The sequence below is a fragment of the Sporosarcina sp. P20a genome (assembly GCF_002743175.1).
In the GTDB taxonomy this organism is placed as follows: domain Bacteria; phylum Bacillota; class Bacilli; order Bacillales_A; family Planococcaceae; genus Sporosarcina.
The window spans coordinates 1-22,909 of the sequence record NZ_PDYT01000001.1 but is presented as its reverse complement, the minus strand read 5'-3'; the positions used below and the strand labels follow the sequence as shown (position 1 = coordinate 22,909).

The following is a 22,909-nucleotide window of genomic DNA, read 5'->3' as shown; positions in this document are numbered from 1 at the left end:
CGTTACGCAACCATAAATAGCCCTTTCAAAGAAGTAGTTCGTTTACATCACCATGCCGCCGTCTACATTGATGGTCTGACCGGTTATATATTTAGCTTCATCGGATAGTAAGAATGCAACGGTGCCCGCTACATCTTCCGCACTTCCTAGCTTGCCTAAAGGGATAGTTGACAATAATTGCTCTTTCATATCATCGCCCAATTCATCTGTCATATCCGTCGTAATGAATCCTGGAGCAACAGCATTTACTAAAATATTACGTGCTGCCAATTCTTTTGCAGTTGTTTTCGTCAAACCAATGACGCCTGCTTTTGCCGCCACATAATTTGCTTGCCCTGCATTTCCTACAACACCTACGACAGAAGCCATATTAACGATTCTTCCTGCACGCTGACGCATCATTTGGCGCGTAACAGCTTTTGTACAGAGGAATACCCCTTTTAAGTTAATCGATAATACATCATCCCACTCGTCTTCTTTCATGCGCATCAATAAATTATCTCGCGTGATACCCGCATTATTGACGAGGATATCAATACTACCGAATTGTTTAATTGTCTCATCCATCATAGCCTTTACTTGATCAGCATCGGAGACATTTGCTTGAAATACAAGTGCTTCCCCGCCTGCAGAACGAATTTCAGCCGCTACAGTTTCTGCACGATCTTGGCTTCCGCTATAATTGACGACTACCTTAGCACCTTCTGAAGCTAAACGTAAAGCGACAGTGCGCCCAATCCCTCTGGATGCCCCTGTGACTACCGCTGTTTTTCCATCGAATCTCCCCATCATGACCATCCTTTCGCTTCTTCAAGCAACTTTTCAAGCGTTTCTTCATCATATACTGGGTACACTTTAGCTGTACGGTCAATTTTACGGATCAGTCCGCTCAATACTTTTCCTGGTCCACACTCTACGAAACGAGTTACACCCAATTCAAGTAGTTTTTCAATAGACTCTTCCCAGCGTACGGGTGAGTACAATTGTTCAACCAATAATTTTTTTATTTCATCCTGCTTCGTTACTTCATCCGCTGTAACGTTTGCAATGATCGGGATTTCTGCATCCTTCATATCGATGCCTTCAAGCGTCTTTTGCAACTCTCCGGCTGCAGGTTGCATGAGAACGGAGTGGAAGGGTCCACTTACATTCAAGGGCAATGCACGTTTCGCACCTGCTTCCTTCAAAGCTGTACATGCTTTATCCACACCTTCTTTTGCACCCGAAATAACAATTTGCCCAGGGCAGTTTAAGTTGGCTGGTTGTACAGGATGTCCTGACTCGGTGATATTCGCTGTGATCGACTCCAATACATCACGATCCATGCCAAGTATGGCCGCCATAGCACCTTTACCCGCTGGTACAGCTTCATTCATATACAAGCCTCTTTTATGAACGGCCACTACTGCGTCTTCAAATGAAAGAACTTTGGACTCAACAAGAGCTGTATACTCACCTAGACTATGTCCCGCTGTATAGTCTGGAGTAATGCCTTCTTCTTCCAAACGCGCTGCGATCATCGCTCCCACCGTGAGTAGAGCCGGTTGAGCATTATAAGTTAACGTCAATTCATCTTGAGGGCCTTCGAGCATCAATGAGCTCAGTTCAAAACCAAGAGCATCATCAGCTTTTTGCATGAATGCCTTACACGCTTCATTCTTCTCTGTGAATACTTTCCCCATCCCTACTGCTTGTGAGCCTTGTCCCGGGAAAACAAATGCCAGTTTACTCAAGATTCCTCTTCCTCTCCGATTGTTTTTTTAATCGTTTCGCATACTTGGTATTGTACCATGGTTCTGGCTTGGCGAACTGCATTAAAAAGTGCATTGGCATTCGATGAGCCATGCGCTTTAATGACAGGATGGTTCAAACCAAATAAACCCGCTCCGCCATACTCCGAGTAATCCATCTTCTTCTTCAAACCTTTTAGATCATCTTTTACTAATCCAGCAGCAAGCTTGGTTTTCAACGAAGACATGAACACATCTTTGATCATGGAAAACACATTCATTGCAGTACCTTCAATAGTTTTCAACACCATATTCCCCGTAAAGCCGTCCGTGACGACGACATCTGCCACGCCATTCAACAAATCACGCGACTCCACGTTACCAATGAAATTAATGGGTGCAGCTTGCAACTCTTCATAGGCATGTTTTGTCAGCTCATTACCTTTTCCGGCTTCTGTTCCGATATTTAATAATCCTACACGTGGCTTGTCGATACCGCGCACTTTCTCAGCATAAATACTACCCATGACGGCAAACTGTGCCAACTGCGTAGGTTTACTATCTGAATTCGCACCAGCATCCAACAACACGAAACCACTACCGTCAATCGTCGGTAATGTCGGTGCCAGTGCCGGTCTTTGAATGCCATCCAAGCGACCCACGATAAAGAGTCCTGCCGACATGAGCGCACCTGTATTACCAGCCGACACACATGCCTGTGCTTCTCCATCTTTTACAGCTTGCGCCATACGGACCATGGAAGCATCTTTTTTCTTTCGAATTGCACGCACTGGTTCATCATCTGGTTCAATGACTTCAGAACAGTGCACTACTTGAAGGCGTGGATGCGGTTCGAGGTATGGGGCCATTTTTTGCTCATCACCAAATATATGTATCGTTATGTCATCAAATGCATGAAGACTTTGTAATACTCCTTTAACAATCTCTCCGGGTGCGTTATCTCCACCCATTGCGTCTACTGCAATAATCATATGTACTTACCCGCCTTTTTTTGTTGTACGGTACATCTGAAACTCTCCCGAAAAAACAGGCTCATTTTCTACTGTTGATAGGACATCGACGACCGTACTTTTATTTTTCAAGGTTTCCTTGCGCACAGTAGCACGAGACACTACACGATCCCCGGCTCTAACCGGCTTTTGAAAGTGCAGTGTAGAACGAACCGTCAATGCCAAATCATCATCTAAGACTGCAACAGCCAATGAATTCGCCTGAGCAAACAAATGATGACCTCTGGCAATACCATTTCGTTTGAAGACATGCACTTCTTTTACATCAAAGATTGAAATTGCTTTATCATCCAATTCCACATCAATAATTTCTCCAAATATTTCTTCAGCTTGCATAGACTTCACTGTACCTAACATTTGTTGTGACGCTACGGTTTTTAACCGCTCTCGCAATTCTGGAATATGACACTCTAGCCGATCCAATCGAACGGTTTGAATGCTCACGGAAAAATGCCTAGCAATGTCTTCATCTGTCAGAAATGGATCTCCTTCAAGCAGCGTTACGAGTAATTGTTGCCTCTCCTGTTTCGGAACTCTCAATTACTACACCCCTTCAGATTAGCACTTGGTATTAATACTAAGTATATAAAGAGGCATATCAGATTGCAAGTGGTTATCTAATATACTATGTTTCACTGCTATCAATCTATCCGCTTATCAGTGAGTGCGCCTGACTGTTCAAGACGTCCACGTAACGTAGCATACTCGTCATTTTTCCAAAACGTATCCGAATTCAATAAGCGTTCCGCATCCTCACGGGCTATAGAGAGTGCTTTAAAATCATGGACCAAGTCTGCCATTTTAAATTCCGGCATTCCACTTTGCTTCCTGCCGAAAATATCTCCTGACCCTCGCAATTCCAAATCTTTTTCCGCTAAAACAAATCCGTCATTTGTTTCTGTCATCGATTGCATCCGCATCTTTCCTTCTTCTGTTGAAGGATTAGCGAGCAATACACAATATGACTGATCTGACCCCCGTCCAACGCGTCCCCTTAATTGGTGTAACTGAGCTAGGCCAAATCTTGTTGCATCATAAATCAGCATAAAAGTTGCGTTCGGCACATTGACGCCTACTTCTACAACTGTCGTGGAAACAAGGATGTTTAACTTTCCTTCGCTGAATTCCCGCATGACCTGATCTTTTTCAGCTGAAGGCAATCGACCATGCATCAAGCCTACCGTATAGCGACCACCGAAATAATTACTCAATTCGGCGTGCACCTCTACTGCGTTCTGAACATCCAATTTATCGGATTCTTCGATTAATGGACAAATGACATACGCCTGCCTTCCCCCACTCAACTCTTTTTCCATCTTCTGTAACACAGGTATTAAAGAGTCTTCCTTTAACCAATGTGTTTCAATTTCTTTCCGCCCTGCCGGTAATTCGTCTAAGATCGAAACATCCATTTCACCAAATACCGTTATCGCTAATGTTCTCGGAATAGGAGTCGCAGTCATGAATAGCACATCAGGGTTTAAGCCTTTATCACGCAAGACACGACGTTGTTGCACTCCAAAACGGTGTTGTTCATCCGTCACGACAAAGCCCAGTTTATGAAACTGCACTTCAGGTTGGATGAGCGCGTGCGTTCCGATTAGCAAGTCAATCTCCCCCGCTTCTAAGCGTTCCAGTAGCTCTCTTCTTGCTTTCGCTTTTGTAGATCCAGCAAGAAAAGCGACAGTTACACCGAATGGTTCGAACCAGTTGGCTAATAATTCGGCGTGTTGTTCAGCCAGTATTTCTGTTGGTGCCATCAATGCTCCTTGGAATCCCGCTGTAACCGCTGCATATAGAGCGATGGCTGCGACAGCTGTCTTACCTGACCCCACATCTCCTTGCAGTAAACGATTCATACGAAGTGGTGATTTCAGCTCTGCACATAATTCATTGACCACACGTTTTTGCGCATTCGTTAATTCAAACGGCAATGTACTGATGAACTTCTTCAGCAAATCCAAGTCGTATTGAATAATCAGTCCTTTTTCTTGTTCTTTACGCAGTTTTTTCATCCCTTGAATTTTCAACTGAAACAGTAATAATTCTTCATAAACAAAACGTCTACGAGCATGCTTCACGTCTTCAGCTTTAGTCGGGAAATGGACCATTTCTAAGGCTTGCGCTATAGAAGGTAGCTTGTATACTTCCATCATCTCCACCGGTAGTGTCTCTTCTATATCTTGAGCTGTTAAGTCTATTACAGTACGCATATAGCGCCGAAACGTTTTTTGATGCATAATCCCCTTCAAACTATAAACCGGCTCAAAGTCAGTTTGCTCACCTGTATGTAGACGATTCACCGTAATCGTTTGACGCCCTCGATCCCATGCACCGGTAACGTTTATTTGCATTCCCGTGATCAGACGATCTTTTAAGTAATGCTGATTGAAAAATACTGCCTTCACCAAATGATGGCCGACCAATAAACGGACTTGCATTCTTGAACGGTTTTTTCCGGAATAAAACACTGTCGGTTCGGACTCTACCCGACCTTCTACTGTGACACGCTCACCATGCGGTGTTTCAGTCAAATCTTTCATACGAAAATCCTCGTGACGATATGGGAAAGTATACAACAAATCTTCGATCGTCAAAATTCCCAGTTTTTCAAATTGTTCAGTGGTTGCTTTGCCGATTCCTTTTACTGTACCTACACTATTTTCCAAGATGTTCTCCACGTGAAAATTACCTCCTTTCTATAACCTAGTTAGAAAACGAATGTTCTTCTTTTCAGTTTACCATGAAAAGACAGGAAAATAAAAACGTTGCCCCTACTTACAGGACAACGTAATGTATTTTATTCAACAGAGATGATATAAGGATAGAGCGGTTGTTTTCCAGCATACAATTCTATATCCACATGCTCGAATTGTTCTTCGATATAAACACTAATCTTTTCTGCTTCATCACTGGTTACATCTTCACCATAAATAATTGTGACGATCTCATCTTCTTCATCAATCATAGAAGAAATGAGGTTCTTCGTCACGCCTTCCAATGAAGAATTGGAGCTAGTGATCTTCCCTTGTGCGATTCCCATGAAGTCATCTTTATGGATTGTTACACCATCAATCGATGTATCACGAACAGCATAAGTTACCTGACCGGTTTTAATAACAGATGCCGCTTGTAACATTGCTTTGGCATTCTTTTCTACCGTTGCTTCAGGGTTGAATGCCAAAATAGCCGCTAAGCCTTCCGGAACGGATTTCGTTGCTACGACTGCAGCTTCAATCTCCAACACTTCAGCCGCTTGTTCAGCAGCCATGATGATGTTTTTATTATTCGGCAAGATCAATACCTTTTCTGCACCGACCTCTTGAATTGCTTTAACGATATCCTCCGTAGAAGGATTCATCGTTTGTCCGCCCTCAATCACGGCAGATGCTCCGATACTTTTTAGAAGTTCTGCAATTCCTTCGCCCATCGAGACCGTTACGATCGCGTATTTATGCTGGACTGGTTTCGAAATTGACGCTTCATCTCGATCCATAATATCACTATGTTGTTCACGCATATTATCGATCTTCATCTTCGTCAATGAACCATACTTCTGCCCGTAAGATAAAGCATCTCCAGGTTCTTCAGTGTGAATATGTACTTTTACTACTTCATCATCCGAAATGACAAGCAGTGAGTCACCTAGTTCACTAAGATCTTGACGGAATGTTGCCTCATCAAATGGTTTATCGAGCAACTTAGCCGAATCCAATTTGACCATGAATTCCGTACAGTAGCCGAACTCGATGTCTTCTGAGTTCATGAAGCCTTGTATACTGCGGTGGTGCTCCGTCATAACTAAGTCATCCATTGAGTGCATAACTACCTTCTCAGGTAAGTCTTCACCTTTTAGGCATGCCAAAAATCCTTCATATACATAAACGAGACCTTGTCCACCACTGTCTACTACTCCCACTTCTTTTAACACAGGCAAAAGATCAGGCGTCCGTTTCAGCGAAGCTTTAGCCTCTTCCACAATAATTTCTAGTAATGCTGTTAAATCGGATGAATCTTCTATATGCTCAACCGCCGCGTTAGCTGCATCTTTGGCTACTGTCAAAATGGTTCCTTCTACAGGTTTCATAACTGCTTTGTAGGCTGTATCCACACCATATTTAAGTGCTTCCGCAAATTGCTTTACGTTTACTTCCGCTTCATTCTCAATTTGCTTGCTGAACCCTCTGAATAACTGAGATAAAATTACACCAGAATTTCCACGAGCACCCATAAGCAACCCTTTTGAAAATGCCTGTGCCGTCAAACCGATATGTTCCTGAGCATTTCTTTCTGTTTCTTTCGCACCGGATGTCATGGATAAATTCATATTCGTTCCCGTATCGCCATCAGGCACCGGGAATACATTTAAAGAATCCACATAATCCGCATTTTGATGAAGATGATGCGAACCCATTTCTACCATCTTCGCAAATTGCAATCCATTGATTGAACTCATTGACTAAAAGGCCTCCTTTTACACGTTCGTTACACGAACTCCCTGAACAAAAATATTTATAGAACTCACTGATAGCCCCAATGTCGTTTTCACTATATATTGCACTTTTGATTGTACTTGATAGGCGACTTCAGTAATTTTCGTGCCATAGCTCATGATGACGTAAATATCGATATGGAATGCATCGCCTTCGTTACGCACAATTACGCCACGGGAAAAGTTTTCTTTGCGAAGAATTTCTGTAAGACCATCGCGAATTTGGTGCTGGGAAGCCATACCCACAATTCCATAACATTCGACCGCAGCCTCTCCAACCACTTGCGCAATTACATCATTTGTAATATCTATCGTACCATGCTCATTTTTCAGTTCGATTGACATTCCTCTTCTCCTCCCCATCTCTAGACACATCATACGTACATTATACGGTAATTCATCAGGAATGAAAGTATTGAAACCCTTAAAATATAGTGTAAAGGAAAAAACCTTGAGAGTATCAAAATAAAATGTTGCATCGACTCGATGCTTATGATAAAGTACTATGGTATGCGAATTGTAACGTGAATCGCTAAATAATTCACGAGGAGGAACTAAAATGGCTAAACAATGTGTTATTACTGGACGTAAAGCTCGTTCTGGAAACACTCGTTCTCACGCTTTGAACTCTAGCAAGCGCACTTGGGGCGCTAACCTTCAAAAAGTTAGAATCCTAATCGACGGCAAACCTAAACGCGTTTGGGTATCTGCAAGAGCTTTAAAATCAGGCAAAGTACAACGAGTATAATGATTAAAAGCTGAAAGCACCGGTTAACCTCGACAAATGTTCGAGGTATCACCGGTGCTTTTTTGCTTATCTAAAATCAAAAAAACACAAAGCACCTTCTTAGGCGCTTTGTGATTTTTCTTTTTTGCGTTTTTTTGTCTTGGCGGCTTTTGGATTGGCAGCAACGGTTGATTTAGTACGGCTATCCTTTTGAAAAGCTACTGCGCACTTTCTCACGATGTTACTGACAAACTTCGGAAGCGTGAATGTGTATACTCGCAAATCCCCCAACTCCTTTCAGGAATCTGAACTCCTTACCATTAAGCATATGCCCTCACGGAAAGAGATAGTACAAACATCCGCCACTGTTTCATTACTTGTAAAACGAGTTACACCAATTTCTAATCGTTCATTTACCGTTTCGTATTTAAATCCTGTCAACGTCAACCCTGTTACTACGGGGCCAAACGAGAAAAAAGAAGTATACGGATAGCGTGAATCTTTCTTAACACGTCTCACACCAGGTAGCATGACACGGATATCATTCGTAGTATTGTGTATCTTGAATTTCACTTTACGATTTTCCGCTTGCATGCGATACAATAAATGCAGAGCAGACTGTAAGTGATCCAAGCGACCACCCGTCACACCAGTCAAGACAATGTAATCGGGTTCATATGCTAGCGCTCGCTGCACAGCCAGTTCTGTGTCTGTCTCATCTTTATCTTCATTCGCACGATGGACAATTTCTACGTTCGAGTTGATCTGCTTAAACTGCTCTTCCGTCACAGAATCAAAATCGCCAACTGCTTCGTTGGGCTGAATACCTTTTTCCAATAAATACAACGCACCACGGTCTACACCGATATACACAGTATCCTCTTGATCGTATTCAGCTAAGTCAACCACTTCTTCTATAGGGCCTGCTGCACACACGATAGCATATTTCATTTCGCCATCACACTTTCACCAGCTAATTTAATAGCTTGAAGTGCTTTGGCACGGTCTTCTTTACCATAAATTGCAGAGCCTGCAACAAAAATCGTCGCACCTGCTTCCACACAAGGTTTGATCGTTTCTTCGTTAATACCGCCATCAATTTCGATTTCAATAGATAGATTTCGTTGTTTAATAATATCAGAGAGTTGCTTCACTTTCGGTAAGACCGAATAAATAAACGACTGTCCACCAAAACCCGGATTGACTGTCATGAACAGCACCATATCGATATCTTCAAGGACATGCATGATTTGCTCAATCGGTGTATGAGGATTCAATACAACTCCTGGTTTAGCACCTGTCGATTTAATCAATTGCAATGTTCTATGCAAGTGCCGGCATGCTTCAACGTGTACAGTAATATAATCCGCACCCGCTGTCGCAAAGCCCTCGATATAAGCGTCTGGATTCTCAATCATCAAATGGACATCAAGCGGCAACTCCGTCAAAGGACGCAACGCTTCGACGACAATTGGACCCATTGTAATATTTGGTACGAAATGTCCGTCCATTACATCGATGTGAATTAATTCAGCTCCTGCTTTCTCTACTTCTTTCACTTCTTCACCAAGTCTTGCAAAGTCTGCTGCTAAAATAGATGGGGCAATTTTAATCATAATCAATACCTCGGCTTTCTATCCGTAATTTCTTGCAAGAATAGCAAATAGTTCTTATAGCGACCTTCCGAAATCTTTCCTTCTTCCACTTGTGCTTTAACTGCACAACCCGGTTCCTTTAGATGAAGACATCCTCTAAATTTACAATCTGCACCCGCTTCTGAAATCTCCACAAAATAATCTCGCAGTTCTTCTTTTTCGATATGTTCGAAATCCAAAGAACTAAACCCAGGTGTATCAGCTACCAAACCATCCGCCACTTCTAATAACTCTACATGACGTGTAGTATGTTTACCTCGTCCAAGCGCATCCGAGATGACACCGGTTTTCAGTTGAAGTTCAGGTAATATCGTGTTCAATAACGTGGATTTCCCCACACCGGACTGACCTGCAAGTACGGTAGTCTTACCGCTAAAATACGGGCGAAGTGTTTCAAGTAATGAATGCTTATTCTCTACATTACGTAGTACGGTATAACCGATACGTCGATAATATGCAAGATTCACTTCATTTTCTTCTAGTGTTTTTGGGTTCGCAATATCTTCTTTAGAAATATACAAAATCGGTTCTAACTGATGTGATTCAATAACTGTTAAAAATCGGTCTAGTAAACGAAGACTCATATTTGGTTCCACGACTGAAAAGACCAGTAACACTTGATCTACATTGGCAATGGGCGGTCTGACTAACTCACTCTTCCTCTGATGAACGTCTGTAATCGTCGCATCATTAGCCCCGTCAGGCACATACGTAACAAAGTCTCCTACCAAGGGATTAATTTTCTTTAATCGAAAAACCCCACGACTTTTACATTGAATTAAATTCCCATTATGCTCTACGTAATAAAACCCACTGATTGCTTTACGAATTTGGCCTTCAGCCATCGAACTCCTCCTCTATTCTAAATCTGTATAGTTGAACTTATCTTCCTCAATTACCGTTTGATCACGCATGATTTTATATCCTCCACGCTCACCTTCTAGAAGTTCGATCGTAAGCTTACGTGTCGTATCTTCAGTAATCTCAAATTCCTCAATAGGATCATTCATCGTGTGCGTACGATCCTGTATATAAATCTGTACTTTCTGAGGTATGAGCTTCGGTTCAGGTTTAGGATCTCCTTCAGAATCTATTTCATCTTCTTCATCATTTTCATCTTTTTCATCTTTCAGCTCTTCTGGATAGTTATATGGAATCGTCACTGTCTTCACTAACAATTTAATCGGCTTGGACGCTGGCCCTTTCGACACTACAACATCCACACGTTGTCCTTTCTCCATTTTTTCTCCTTTAGAAGGCTTCTGAGAAATAACATATCCTTTATCCACTTTATCCGAATGTTCTTCACTGACGATGTGGATCTTCAGGCCAGATTTCTTCGCATAGTCTTCTAGTTGTTTAGCGGACATACCTGATAAATCATCTAGTGATTGCAACTCTCTGCCTTTACTTACTGTAAAGATCAACTCCGTTTCTTCAGGAATGACAGACTGATCGGCTTCAGGTTGTTGGCTAAGAATGGTTCCTTTTGGCTCGTCAGAAAAGACTTCGACTGATTCAATAGGTAAAAATCCATAACCATCTAAAAAGCGTTTAGTCGCTTCAAAGTTACGCCCCGTATAATCACTAAGCACCATAGGATCTTTTCCAGAGCTGATAAATAATTTCACGCCGTCTCCCTCTTTACGCTTCTTTCCGGCTTGAGGTACTGTTTTAATCACTTGTCCTACGGTGTATTCATCAGATGTCTCTTCAAAACGCTCATCTATGACAAAGCCCTCTTTTTCAAGTATCTCTGTAGCGACAAGTTCTTCTTCGCCCACTACTTTAGGTACGATAATCTCTTTCGGTTTCATCATCATAACCAATAAGAATGCCAGTAACACTAGTAACAGAATGCTTCCAACCAATACATATGGCCATTTCTTCTTTTTAATTTTTTCTGGTGCTACTGGGTCAGGTTTTACGGGAGCTATTTTCATAGTATCTTCTGCCATTGCTGATTTCGGAACACTTTTAATAGCAGGAATAGCCATTGTCTTATCATCATCAAACGGCAAGGCAAATTTACTTTCGTTCAATCGTTCGGGTGATAAAACGGTTAATAAGTCATCATACATATCATCTGCAGTCGCATAGCGATAGCTTGAATCTTTAGCTGTTGCCTTAAGAATGACATTTTCTACACTTTGAGGTATTTCAGGATACTGATCACGGACGGATGGTGTTTCTTCTTGTAAGTGCTTCAACGCAATCGCGACCGCTGTCTCCGCTGAAAATGGCAATTCTCCTGTCAGTAATTCATAAAATACGATGCCAAGTGAATATACATCTGATCGCTTCGTAGCCATACCGCCCCTAGCTTGTTCAGGAGACAGGTAGTGGACAGTTCCAATAACAGAGTTCGTCTTCGTATGTACCGTAGAATTCAAAGCCATTGCAATTCCAAAGTCTGTTATTTTCACATCGTCCTCACCGTTCATCAACACATTTTGAGGTTTAATGTCACGATGAACAATACCGTTATGATGAGCGTGTGATATGGCAGATACAAGCTGCTTCATAATGGACACAGCATGTTCTGCTAACAATGCGCCATGAGTATGGATGTAATCTTTTAATGTTTTGCCGGCTATGTATTCCATAACCAAGTAATGGAGTTCATCTTCTTGACCGACATCATAAATATTGACAATATGAGGATGTGTCAAGCTCGTAGCGGAAAGTGCTTCCCGCTGAAATCGTTTTTTTAATTCATCTTCATTGGAAAAATCATAATGCAATACTTTGATCGCTACATCGCGGTCGAGAATAATATCGTGCGCCAAATAAACTCTGGACATGCCTCCGTCACCAATCACCCGAATAATTTCGTATCGTTTACCGATTCGTTTTCCAATCATACGGGAGTCACCTCGATTTCAGGAATAGCCAGTAGTATTACTGTAATATTATCTTCTCCACCACGTTGGTTCGCCAAGTCGATAAACTCATCTGCTTTGTCGACTAATGAACTTTGATTCAACATAATATCGAGCATTTTTTCTTTTTCGATTTTATTGCTCAAACCATCTGTACAAAGTAATACATACGAGTGTGGCAGTAATGGAAATGAGTAGCGGTCAGGTACGATGGATTTCTCTGAACCTACCGCTTTCATAATCCAATTACGCTGTGGATGCACTTCGGCTTCCTGTTCCGTAATTTCCCCGCTATCAATCAGCACATTCACAAAAGAATGGTCTTTTGTTATTTGACGAATCGCTTTGCCTGTCACTTGATAAATCCGGCTGTCTCCCACATGAAAAACTACACAGTGATCATCCAAAATGAGTGCAAGGTCTAGCGTAGTTCCCATGCCTTTATACGTGTCATCTTCTTGGGCCGTTATATACAAAAACTGATTAATATCGACGATTGCATCATACAGCAAGTCAATCCAATCCTGCTCCGTTACTACTTCTTTATCAGCCGACATGAATTGCTCACCCAGCATACGCACCGCTGTGGCACTGGCAAAATCTCCGCCCTTATGACCACCCATTCCGTCTGCAATGACTGCGAGCATCGTCTTCATTTCTGAATGAACGAATACGGCGGCTTCATCTTCATTGACAGTTCTTTTTCGTCCTGTATCTGACCGTATTTCATATTCCATAGGCTACCCTCCATTCCGATTGGTCAGGTTAGTTGATTCGTTGTAACGTCGCTACAAAGAAACCGTCACTTTGATGGTCGTGCGGTAATATCTGCAAATAGCGATGCTCATTGTCTCCTTCAAGTATATGGAGTGGAACGAGTGCGAAGTCTGAATGCTCTTTCAAGAACCATTCCACAATCTCTTCGTTCTCCGATTTATCAATCGTGCATGTACTGTATACTAAAAGACCATCTTTCTTTACCAACTGACAGGCAACTTCGAGTAATTCTTTTTGAATGATTGTCAGATTTTCAATATCTTGTAGAGTTTTTTTATATTTAATTTCAGGCTTTCTGCGAATAACACCTAGCCCACTACATGGCGCATCTACTAGCACTCGGTCGAACGATTGAGGTTCGTATGTTTTCAATAACTCTCTGCTATCCCCGCTATTTGTATGAATAGAAGTCAGCCCGAGACGTTCTGCGTTTTGGTCAATTAAACGTAATTTATGTGGATGCAGATCATGCGCCTGAATTTCTCCTTCATTTTTCATACGTTCTGCAATATGTGTAGTCTTACCACCGGGAGCAGCGCACATATCCAATACACGCATACCTGGTTCCACTTGTAACGCGATGGCCGGAAGCATAGAGCTCTCATCTTGGATTGTCAATAAACCTTGTTTAAAGACTTCTGTAGAAGCGAGGTTACCCGATTCTACTTGGATACTGCTGTCAGAAAGAGTGCCAGCAATTGCTGTAATCCCTTCTTTTTTCAGCAAGCCGATTACCTCACCTATATTGGTTTTCGTTCTATTGATTCGTGCAGTTGTGATCGGCGGCTGATTGTTGACTACTGCCGCAGCGGTAGCTTCCTCCATGCCGTATTGCTCAATCCATCTTCGGATTAACCATTCAGGGTGACTTGTCTCTATAGACAAACGAGTGACAGGATCTTCAATTTCATCTAAAGATGGCACACCTTCACGCAGTATCGAGCGCAAAATTCCATTGACCATCGACGAAACACCTTTATGTCCACGCTTATTAGCAATTTTTACCGCTTCATTGACAACGGCATGCTCAGGAATTTTCGATAGGTAAATAATTTGATAAACGGATAGACGAAGTAGCTGTCGTACCCATGGTTGTAGCTTTCCTCTAACAAATGGTTCTAAATAATAATCCAGTGTCATTTGTTGTTGTAATGTACCGTAAGTTAGTTCCGTCAATAATGCACGGTCTTTTGGTTGAAGATCATAGATTTCAATTGTTTTATGAAGCAATAAATTACTATATGCTTGCTCTTCTTCTATTTGAATCAACATGGATAATGCCGCATCACGTACATTGCCACGCCAAATTTTCTTTTTATAATTTGTCATTCAAACTTGTCTCCCACTTGCCATTTTGATCCGATTCCATTTAAGAATACGGTAGCTGTCATTCGTTTTTTTCCTGCTGGTTGTAAATCAGTAATTGCCAATGCGCCTTCACCTGTCTGTACGATAATCCGATCTTTTTCTAGACCGATGATTTCTCCTGGCATTGCATCAGATACTTGTTCTTCCACTTGTGTCCACCAAGTCTTCACTTGATCGCCAGCAAACTTTGTATAGGCAACAGGCCAAGGATGTAAGCCTCTTACTTGGTTATAAATTGAAAGAGCAGAACTCGTCCAGTCAATTCTTTCCTGATCTCTCGAGATGTTTCTAGCAAACGTCACTTGCGTCTCATCCTGTACTGTACGCTCATTCGTGCCTTCAATAATCGATGGTAACGTTTCTTTTAATAGTGTAGTTCCTGCTATAGATAGTTTTGTAAACATCGTTCCCGTATCGTCTGTTTCTTCAATTGGAGTAGTAACTTGTGAAATGATATCACCCGCATCCAGTTTCTCAGCCATGTACATGATTGTGACGCCGGTCTCTTTCTTACCATCCATGACCGCCTGGTGAATCGGTGCGCCACCACGATAGTTAGGTAATAAAGAAGCATGGACATTTATACAACCCAGTTTCGGTGCTTCTAGCAGTTCATTCGGAAGCAATTGACCGAATGCAGCTGTTACGATTAGATCCGGCTGTAGTTCGAGGATTTCCTGCAACTCTACAGAGCCTTTTAGTTTCTCAGGCTGAATCACGGGCAGACCTAAACGTAGCGCTTCTACCTTGACAGGAGGAGGTGTCAATACGCGCTTTCGGCCCACTGGACGATCCGGCTGTGTTACGACAGCAAGAAGTTCATATCCATCATTATATAGCATCGTCAAAACACCTACAGAAAATTCAGGCGTTCCCATGAAAATGATTTTTGTCATTCGTCATCCTCCTCGTCGTCTTCGAATTCTGATGGGTCCACGACACGTTGAATCTTCTTATCGAATAAAACTCCGTTCAAATGGTCGATCTCATGTAAGATTGCACGCGCTTCATAGCCTTCTGCTTCTAATTCATAAAGCTTACCATCACGTTCTTGCGCTTCAATCCTAACGAAGAAAGGACGTTCTACTTCTCCGAATAATCCAGGGAAACTTAAGCATCCTTCTACTTCTACTTCCGATCCTCCAGTTGCCGTAACGACAGGATTGATCATTTCGATAATATCTTGTTCTTCATCAAAATCTACAATCGCAACACGAATGGATTTCCCGACTTGTGGTGCTGCTATGCCCACACCGTCATGTTCGATCATCGTTTCATGCATATTATCAAGTAAAACACCCAATTTATCATCAAATACTGTCACTTCTTCGCATGGCTTCGTGAGAATAGGCGACGGGTGCTGTACAATTTTTAATATAGTCAAAATAATTTCCTCATTTCTTCGAAGAAAGGTTAAAAGATCGAGGTTGGTTCACGGTTAATCGACATGACCAAGCCGTCTTTTGCCCAACTTGTTTTGTAGTGTTTCAACAATTGTTGCAGAACCGGTATAAGTGCGGGTTCATGTTTGTATTTTATCAAACTTTGATAGCGATATCTATTGTTGAGACGACTGATGGCGGCGGCTGTCGGTCCGATCATGACTGTACCAGGTGATAAACGCTCTGCCATAAATTCAGTGCCTTTGTGTGCATAGTCAGCTGCTTTTAATACATCTTCATGACTGAACTGTACAACCGTCACATAATAGTACGGTGGATAACCGAGTTGTCTTCGTCTATCCATCTCCATTTCATAAAAAGGTACGTAATTCTGTGTTTTAGATAATTCAATCGCGTAATGCTCAGGATCATATGTCTGAATAACCACTTCACCTGGTAGTTGATCACGTCCCGCTCTACCGCTCACTTGTGTCAATAGTTGGAATGTTTTCTCGGCAGCGCGGAAGTCCGCCAGATGAAGAGAGGTATCGGCTGCCAATACGCCTACTAACGTGATACGTGGAAAATCCAATCCTTTGGCAATCATTTGAGTTCCAAGTAAAATGTCTGCTTTTCCTTCACCAAAATCATATAGCAGTCGTTCATGAGCGCCTTTTGTATTCGTCGTATCAATATCCATCCGAATTACGCGAGCTTCAGGTACTAATTTATATAATTCTTCTTGCGCTTTTTGCGTTCCAGTTCCGAAAAACCGAATATGCTCGCTTGTACATTGCGGACATTCGGTAGGCACTCGCTCTTCATGACCGCAATAATGGCACTTCAAACTTTCGCTAGCGCGGTGGTATGTCAATGAAATATCGCAGTTCGGACATTCAACAACTGTCCCGCAATCACGACAAAGCACGAAACTCGAAAATCCACGTTTATTAAGCAACAAAACAATTTGTTCTTTTCGCGCTAACCGGTCTCGGATCCCTTCAGCAAGCGCCACAGAAAACATCGAACGATTTCCTGCTTTAAGTTCTTCTCGCATATCCACCACTTCAACACTTGGCAACGCTTGATTCTTCGCGCGTTTTGATAGCGTTAATAATGAATAGACCCCTTTGGAAGCCCGAGCATAAGACTCTAATGAAGGTGTCGCACTTCCTAAAATAACAGGACACTGATAGTACTCAGCACGCCAAATAGCTACATCTCGTGCATGGTATCTCGGTGATTCTTCTTGTTTATAAGTAGTCTCATGTTCTTCATCGAGGATCAATAATCCCAAGTTTGTAAAAGGAGCAAATACTGCTGAACGTGCACCAATCGCAACTTTCACTTCACCACGATGAATCCTGCGCCATTCATCATATTTTTCGCCGGCAGACAGGCCACTATGCAAAACTGCAACCAATTCTCCAAACCGCCCTTTAAATCTGGCCGTCATTTGAGGTGTCAAGGCAATCTCAGGTACGAGCACAATCGCTTCTTTTCCTTGTTTCAACACATGATCGATAGCCTGTAAGTAAACTTCCGTCTTACCGCTTCCCGTAATACCGTGAAGTAAAAAGGTTTCTTGAATGTTCTTGTCACTCGACTGTTCAATCGCGGAAAGAGCAACTTGTTGTTCGTCTGTTAGTTGTTCCGGTTTACCGCTATCTTGCATTTTAGGCGATTCTAATTCACGGTACACTTCAACTTGCGATTGTTCTACTATTTCTTTATCTATTAGTGACTTCAAAACAGTAGCTGTAACGCCGGATTCATCAAGGATTTTACTTGCTTCAATTGATTCCGTCGGATGCAGCAACAGCCAACGAAGTAGTTCTTGTTGTTTTTTTGCATTTGGATGTACTTCATCCAACGCTGTTTCCAGTTGCTTCGCATCCGGTATATGAATCATTCGCACTTTTTTCATTTTGGTTTTTTGTTGGATTGCCGTATCAATTTCAACAATCCCTAGTTCATTATATTTCTTTACTTCATTTAAAAAGTTGGCATCTTGAATAGCTTTCAATGTGACTTGCTGGCGATTGCCCAAAAATGCACGGAATGAGTCATCAAGCTCTTCTGGCTTAATGACAGTCATGATCTTTTCATATTTAGCACGCATAGCTGCAGGTAACATAACTTGCAGTGCATCGATTTCATAGGCAATCGTTTCCGTTGCCATCCACTTTGACAATGCTAATAATTCTGTAGATAAAACCGGCTCTAAATCTATAATTTCTGCTATTGGTTTGATTTTATTACGATCTAGTTCGCTTTCCTCTTTGATTCCCGTTACATAGCCCGCAACTTTTCGTGGACCAAAAGGAACTTTGACCCGTAATCCCGGTGCCATGACATGTTCCCAATCAAGAGGAACGGCATAATCAAACGGCCGGTCAATTGGATAGGCTGCTACATCTACAATGACTTCAGCGATCATGCAGTTTACTACTTTCTTGCTGTAGAATGGTTTCAAATAATTGTTCGGCCAGTTGAGCTTTCGGCATAGCAGAAAAAGGAATTGCGTCTCCTTCTCTAGAAAGCAATGTCACAACATTTGTGTCACTACCAAAACCGCCACCAGGATCGGTGACATCATTGACGATAATATAATCCAGTTTTTTAGATTCTAATTTCTTTTGTCCATAAGCAATCACATCTGTTGTTTCTGCTGCAAAGCCAATGAGTAATTGATTTTCTTTGCGCTTCCCAAGTGTTTTAAGGATGTCAGTAGTCCGTTCCAATTCAAGTACATCATCGCCATCTTTTTTCTTCATTTTCTGACCATGGATGTTTTTCGGTCGATAGTCTGCAACAGCTGCCGATTTTACTACAATCGATGCATCATCATACTGACTGATTACAGCATCAAACATTTCAGCGGCACTTTCTACATGTATCACCTGAACACCTGTTGGGACTGATAGCTCGACAGGTCCTGAAATTAGTACAGTGTGAGCACCCAACTTCTGTGCTGCTTCCGCCATTGCGTAACCCATCTTGCCACTTGAAAAATTGGATACATAGCGGACCGGATCTATACGTTCACGGGTTGGACCAGCTGTAATGACAACTTTTTTACCGCGTAACGGCTGATAGGAAACTTCGTTAAAGTGATTGCTAATTAATTCAGTAATTTTTTCAGGCTCTTCTAAGCGACCTTTACCTACATAACCGCAAGCTAAAAAACCTTCTGAAGGTTCGATAAACTGATAGCCATCCATATGCAATTGGTCAATATTACGCATAACTGCGGGATGGGCATACATATGTACATTCATTGCAGGCGCAATCCAAACGTCTGCCTGTGTTGCAAGTAAGATAGTCGTCACCATATTATCTGCAATTCCGTTTGCAAGTTTGCCAATCACGTTAGCTGTAGCGGGCGCCACGACCACTAAATCGGCCCAGTCAGCTAAATCAATATGTGCAATGACGCGGGAATCTTTTTCATCAAATGTATCAAAATATACATCATTGCGTGACATGACTTGAAAGGATAATGGCTGAACAAATTCTTTCGCAGAATCGGTCATGACGACTTTTACATTCGCGCCTGTCTGACTCAATTTGCTGACGAGTGCAACAGCTTTATAAACTGCGATACCACCTGTGACGCAGAGTAAAATGTTTTTATTATCGATCTTCATAGAACTCTCTTCCTTTCCAAAAATAACAAACTCCCTAAGAACGGTTGAATTCCAAGGGAGTTGTTTTTTTATTTCAAATCAAACTTCGTCTTCATAAATAATAGATTCGTCTGCTGCTACGTTGATCAAGACGCCTGCCGCTACTTCCTCAAGAGCTCTACCAACACTTTTTACTGACCGGTATGAATGAAGTGATTCATTCTGTTTTTCTTGTAGTTCACGCGCACGCTTAGCTGCCAATGTAACTAAAGTGTATTTAGAATCAACTTTTCCTTTTAGTGAATCAACTGATGGATATAACATAGTTTATTCTCCCTCCAACATCTGTAAGTATCTCTGTTCCACACGTTCTCTTCTGCAATGCTCTGCCGTAACTATCGCATTGATTCGATCACATGCTTTGGAGACCTCGTCGTTCTCTACTACATAATCGTACAGGTGCATCATTTCGAGTTCTTCTCTTGCTTTTAATACACGGTCTGCAATAATATCAGATGCTTCTGTGCCTCTACCAATCAAACGAGTTTCCAGGTCACTTAAACTTGGAGGTGCCAAGAAAATAAACAGGCCGTTCGGTACTTTTTCACGCACTTGTGCTGCACCGACTACTTCAATTTCAAGGAATACGTCACGACCAGCGTCAAGTGTTGCGTTAACGTAGTCGAGTGGTGTCCCGTAGTAGTTCCCTACGTATTCTGCGTATTCGAGAAGTTTTCCTTCTCCGATCATTTCTTCGAATACTTGTTTTGAACGGAAGAAGTAGTCAACGCCGTCAACTTCACCTTCACGCGGGTTTCTTGTCGTCATGGATATGGAGTATTCGTAGTTGGTATCCGGACTTGAAAATAGTTCTTTTCGTACGGTTCCTTTTCCGACGCCGGATGGACCAGAAAGGACGATAAGGAGTCCTCGATGTTTGTACATGTAATCCCTCTTTGTTATGTATTCATTAGCACGCCATACCTGTTACGCACCGTTGATTTGCGCTTCAGGCGGACGCTTTCCAGGGGGCGTGGACTTGAGCCGCTTCCTTCACTTCGTTCAGTCCAGGGTCTCAAGACACACGCTAATCCCCTAGGAGTCGCCGCCTTACGCTCCAATCAACTAATAATGCTTCCTAACATGTAACTTTAACAAGAAAGTCTAGGAAATACTAGAAATTTATCATTAAAATGAAAAGGCCCATGTGTGCAATCTGTTCATATTATACCATAATCATACGATGAGTGCTAAAATGGAACAAAACGAAATGAAAGAGGAATCCGTATGGCATTTGATGGTTTATTTACGAAAGCAATGGTAAGCGAACTGCAGCAACTGAAGACTGGTCGGATTTCGAAGATTCATCAGCCGAATTCTCAAGAAATTATTTTTCAAATCCGCGCCAATAATAAAAATCATAAATTATTAGTATCGTTACATCCTTCATTTTCACGATTGCAGTTGACTGAAGAAGTGTTAACGAACCCTCCTGAGCCACCGTTGTTTTGTATGGTATTACGCAAACAACTTGAAGGCGGGATGATTACGTCGATTGAACAGCTTGAAAATGACCGGATTGTAAATATCCATGTCCAGGCTAGAAATGAATTGGGTGACCAAATCGAACGGAAGTTAGTTATTGAAATCATGGGCCGACATAGTAATTTGATTTTACTGGACGCTACACGCGATATGATTATTGACAGCATGAAACATTTACCACCTTCTGTGAACAGTTACCGTACTGTTTTACCCGGGCAACCTTATATTCCGGCACCACCACAAGATAAAGTAGATCCGTTCGAAGTAACCGAAGTGGAATTCAATACACTGGTAGGTGCTTTGCAGGAACCGAAAGATGTAGTAAAACATTTCGCAGGTTTTTCCCCATTAACTGCTGCGGAATTATTGTCTCGTTTAGAGGATGATAAGCAATCATTTACTGTGTGGCGATCATTTCTTGAGAGCTTCAGCTTGGGTGCAATGAAACCAACTGTCGTAGAAAACGATAGAAAAACTTTGTTTTCCGCAATTGAATTAACTCACGCACAAGGAACTACGCAATCGTTCACAACTTTAGGTGATTTACTCGACAAAGTCTATTTTGCCAGAGCGGAACGAGAACGCGTGAAATCCCAGGCCATCGATTTAGAACGTTGGTTGTCAAATGAGATTGCCAAATTGGAAAACAAAACAAAGAAATTGCAAAAAGAACAAGAAACAGCACAAGACTTGGATACGTTAAAATTATACGGTGAATTATTAACCGCGAACAGCTACATGCTGCATAAAGGCGATAAAGAAGTAACTGTAGAAAACTATTACGAACAAGGCACAACCGTCACCATTCCACTTGATCCAAGAAAATCACCAATTGATAACGCACAACGCTATTTCTCGCGTTACTCAAAAGCAAAAACAGCACTTATTCGGATTGCAGAACAGCTTGAAAAAACTAAAGACGACATCGAATACTTCGAAATGGTCAGACAGCAAGTATACCAAGCTTCTCCAATCGATATAGAAGAAATTCGTCAAGAATTAGTAGAACTTGGATTCATGCGTGCTCGTAGAAGTAAGAAGAAAGTAAAACTGAAGAAACCACAACCGGAAGCATTCGTTTCTTCCACAGGTATTCCGATCTCAGTAGGAAAAAACAATAAACAAAATGACTACCTGACATTCAAGCTAGCAGCTCGAGATCACGTATGGCTTCACACAAAAGACATACCTGGCTCACACGTCGTCATTCACGACATCGATCCAGATGCTCAAACAATCGAAGAAGCAGCCGGACTCTCAGCGTACTTCAGCAAAGCCCGGGATTCATCTTCCGTACCAGTTGATTACACACAAATTCGTCACGTCAAAAAGCCTTCGGGCGCAAAGCCAGGTTTCGTCATTTACTTTGAACAGAAAACAGCTTTCGTTACACCTGACGAAGATTTAGTACGTAAACTCCGAAAATAAAATCATTGTATAGTTAAAATAGCTGACCCCTTTCATTGTAAATGAAGTGGTCAGCTATTTTTCTTCTATAAGCAAGACTTTAGTATTCAATATTAGAAAACGACACCAGTTGATCGTAAGTGGAAGGCAGCGACTCCCTCTTGAAAAGGTGATGATGACAAGGCTTGTCGCATTATTCTATTGACCCAAAAAGAATTTATATGACTAGTAAAGAGAATCGTCTACCTGAAAGTACATACTTTTGTAGATACTGTAAGTAAAGG

At 41.9% G+C, this 22,909-nt stretch carries 22 protein-coding genes; 2 read left to right on the top strand and 20 right to left on the bottom strand.

Annotation, left to right across the window (positions count from 1 at the left end):
• Nucleotides 1-42: 42 nt before the first annotated feature.
• The 7 genes from fabG to CSV72_RS00080 form a co-directional block, all read right to left on the bottom strand.
• The gene (fabG, locus tag CSV72_RS00110; RefSeq protein ID WP_099633314.1) at nt 43-789 is read right to left on the bottom strand and encodes a 3-oxoacyl-[acyl-carrier-protein] reductase; all 747 of its coding nucleotides are present in this window, start codon (nt 787-789) and stop codon (nt 43-45) included.
• Nucleotides 789-1,733, bottom strand: a complete 945-nt coding sequence (gene fabD, locus CSV72_RS00105) for an ACP S-malonyltransferase (protein ID WP_099676620.1) — start codon at nt 1,731-1,733, stop codon at nt 789-791. The genes fabG and fabD overlap by 1 nt, the downstream gene beginning before the upstream one ends.
• Complete coding sequence (plsX, locus tag CSV72_RS00100; protein WP_099676619.1) at nt 1,730-2,722, bottom strand: phosphate acyltransferase PlsX; 993 nt, start codon at nt 2,720-2,722, stop codon at nt 1,730-1,732. The genes fabD and plsX overlap by 4 nt, the downstream gene beginning before the upstream one ends.
• Before the next feature lie 6 nt (nt 2,723-2,728).
• A complete protein-coding gene (gene fapR / locus CSV72_RS00095) occupies nt 2,729-3,301 on the bottom strand; it encodes a transcription factor FapR (RefSeq protein ID WP_099676618.1) in 573 nt (190 codons plus the stop codon).
• 101 nt (nt 3,302-3,402) lie between these two features.
• Nucleotides 3,403-5,442 (bottom strand): ATP-dependent DNA helicase RecG, encoded by a 2,040-nt coding sequence (recG, locus tag CSV72_RS00090; RefSeq protein ID WP_099676617.1) that lies wholly within the window; start codon nt 5,440-5,442, stop codon nt 3,403-3,405.
• A gap of 119 nt (nt 5,443-5,561) precedes the next feature.
• Nucleotides 5,562-7,217 carry a DAK2 domain-containing protein gene (locus CSV72_RS00085; protein ID WP_099676616.1) on the bottom strand — a complete coding sequence of 552 codons (1,656 nt, stop codon included), beginning with the start codon at nt 7,215-7,217 and terminating at the stop codon, nt 5,562-5,564.
• 18 nt (nt 7,218-7,235) lie between these two features.
• Nucleotides 7,236-7,598, bottom strand: coding sequence for an Asp23/Gls24 family envelope stress response protein (locus tag CSV72_RS00080; protein ID WP_085428607.1), 363 nt, complete (start codon nt 7,596-7,598; stop codon nt 7,236-7,238).
• Nucleotides 7,599-7,812: 214 nt separating this feature from the next.
• On the opposite strand from CSV72_RS00080, the gene rpmB reads away from it, so the two are divergent.
• A complete protein-coding gene (gene rpmB / locus CSV72_RS00075; protein WP_029052334.1) occupies nt 7,813-8,001 on the top strand; it encodes a 50S ribosomal protein L28 in 189 nt (62 codons plus the stop codon).
• A 99-nt stretch (nt 8,002-8,100) separates the two neighbouring features.
• Here the strand turns inward: rpmB and spoVM are convergent, their stop codons facing one another.
• From spoVM to gmk, 13 genes are all read right to left on the bottom strand, one after another.
• Nucleotides 8,101-8,262 (bottom strand): stage V sporulation protein SpoVM, encoded by a 162-nt coding sequence (spoVM, locus tag CSV72_RS00070; RefSeq protein ID WP_099638033.1) that lies wholly within the window; start codon nt 8,260-8,262, stop codon nt 8,101-8,103.
• A gap of 15 nt (nt 8,263-8,277) precedes the next feature.
• Nucleotides 8,278-8,931: a thiamine diphosphokinase gene (locus CSV72_RS00065; protein ID WP_099676615.1), complete on the bottom strand. Its 654-nt coding sequence runs from the start codon at nt 8,929-8,931 to the stop codon at nt 8,278-8,280.
• Nucleotides 8,928-9,596 carry a ribulose-phosphate 3-epimerase gene (rpe, locus tag CSV72_RS00060; protein ID WP_099677103.1) on the bottom strand — a complete coding sequence of 223 codons (669 nt, stop codon included), beginning with the start codon at nt 9,594-9,596 and terminating at the stop codon, nt 8,928-8,930. Before rpe ends, CSV72_RS00065 begins: the two co-directional genes overlap by 4 nt.
• A gap of 2 nt (nt 9,597-9,598) precedes the next feature.
• Nucleotides 9,599-10,480 carry a ribosome small subunit-dependent GTPase A gene (gene rsgA, locus CSV72_RS00055; RefSeq protein ID WP_099676614.1) on the bottom strand — a complete coding sequence of 294 codons (882 nt, stop codon included), beginning with the start codon at nt 10,478-10,480 and terminating at the stop codon, nt 9,599-9,601.
• 12 nt (nt 10,481-10,492) lie between these two features.
• On the bottom strand, nt 10,493-12,499 hold the full coding sequence (gene pknB / locus CSV72_RS00050) for a Stk1 family PASTA domain-containing Ser/Thr kinase (RefSeq protein ID WP_099676613.1): 2,007 nt from the start codon (nt 12,497-12,499) through the stop codon (nt 10,493-10,495).
• Nucleotides 12,496-13,254, bottom strand: coding sequence for a Stp1/IreP family PP2C-type Ser/Thr phosphatase (locus CSV72_RS00045; protein ID WP_099676612.1), 759 nt, complete (start codon nt 13,252-13,254; stop codon nt 12,496-12,498). The genes pknB and CSV72_RS00045 overlap by 4 nt, the downstream gene beginning before the upstream one ends.
• A 28-nt stretch (nt 13,255-13,282) precedes the next feature.
• Nucleotides 13,283-14,623: a 16S rRNA (cytosine(967)-C(5))-methyltransferase RsmB gene (gene rsmB, locus CSV72_RS00040; RefSeq protein ID WP_099676611.1), complete on the bottom strand. Its 1,341-nt coding sequence runs from the start codon at nt 14,621-14,623 to the stop codon at nt 13,283-13,285.
• On the bottom strand, nt 14,620-15,558 hold the full coding sequence (gene fmt, locus CSV72_RS00035; RefSeq protein WP_099676610.1) for a methionyl-tRNA formyltransferase: 939 nt from the start codon (nt 15,556-15,558) through the stop codon (nt 14,620-14,622). Before fmt ends, rsmB begins: the two co-directional genes overlap by 4 nt.
• Nucleotides 15,555-16,046: a peptide deformylase gene (gene def, locus CSV72_RS00030; RefSeq protein WP_099676609.1), complete on the bottom strand. Its 492-nt coding sequence runs from the start codon at nt 16,044-16,046 to the stop codon at nt 15,555-15,557. The genes fmt and def overlap by 4 nt, the downstream gene beginning before the upstream one ends.
• A 29-nt stretch (nt 16,047-16,075) precedes the next feature.
• The gene (gene priA, locus CSV72_RS00025) at nt 16,076-18,484 is read right to left on the bottom strand and encodes a primosomal protein N' (protein ID WP_099676608.1); all 2,409 of its coding nucleotides are present in this window, start codon (nt 18,482-18,484) and stop codon (nt 16,076-16,078) included.
• The gene (gene coaBC, locus CSV72_RS00020; RefSeq protein ID WP_099676607.1) at nt 18,474-19,694 is read right to left on the bottom strand and encodes a bifunctional phosphopantothenoylcysteine decarboxylase/phosphopantothenate--cysteine ligase CoaBC; all 1,221 of its coding nucleotides are present in this window, start codon (nt 19,692-19,694) and stop codon (nt 18,474-18,476) included. Before coaBC ends, priA begins: the two co-directional genes overlap by 11 nt.
• Nucleotides 19,695-19,772: 78 nt before the next feature.
• Nucleotides 19,773-19,997 (bottom strand): DNA-directed RNA polymerase subunit omega, encoded by a 225-nt coding sequence (gene rpoZ, locus CSV72_RS00015; protein WP_099671937.1) that lies wholly within the window; start codon nt 19,995-19,997, stop codon nt 19,773-19,775.
• A 3-nt stretch (nt 19,998-20,000) separates the two neighbouring features.
• The gene (gene gmk, locus CSV72_RS00010) at nt 20,001-20,618 is read right to left on the bottom strand and encodes a guanylate kinase (protein WP_099676606.1); all 618 of its coding nucleotides are present in this window, start codon (nt 20,616-20,618) and stop codon (nt 20,001-20,003) included.
• Between the two features lie 342 nt (nt 20,619-20,960).
• On the opposite strand from gmk, the gene CSV72_RS00005 reads away from it, so the two are divergent.
• Complete coding sequence (locus CSV72_RS00005) at nt 20,961-22,646, top strand: Rqc2 family fibronectin-binding protein (protein ID WP_099676605.1); 1,686 nt, start codon at nt 20,961-20,963, stop codon at nt 22,644-22,646.
• Nucleotides 22,647-22,909 lie beyond the last annotated feature (263 nt).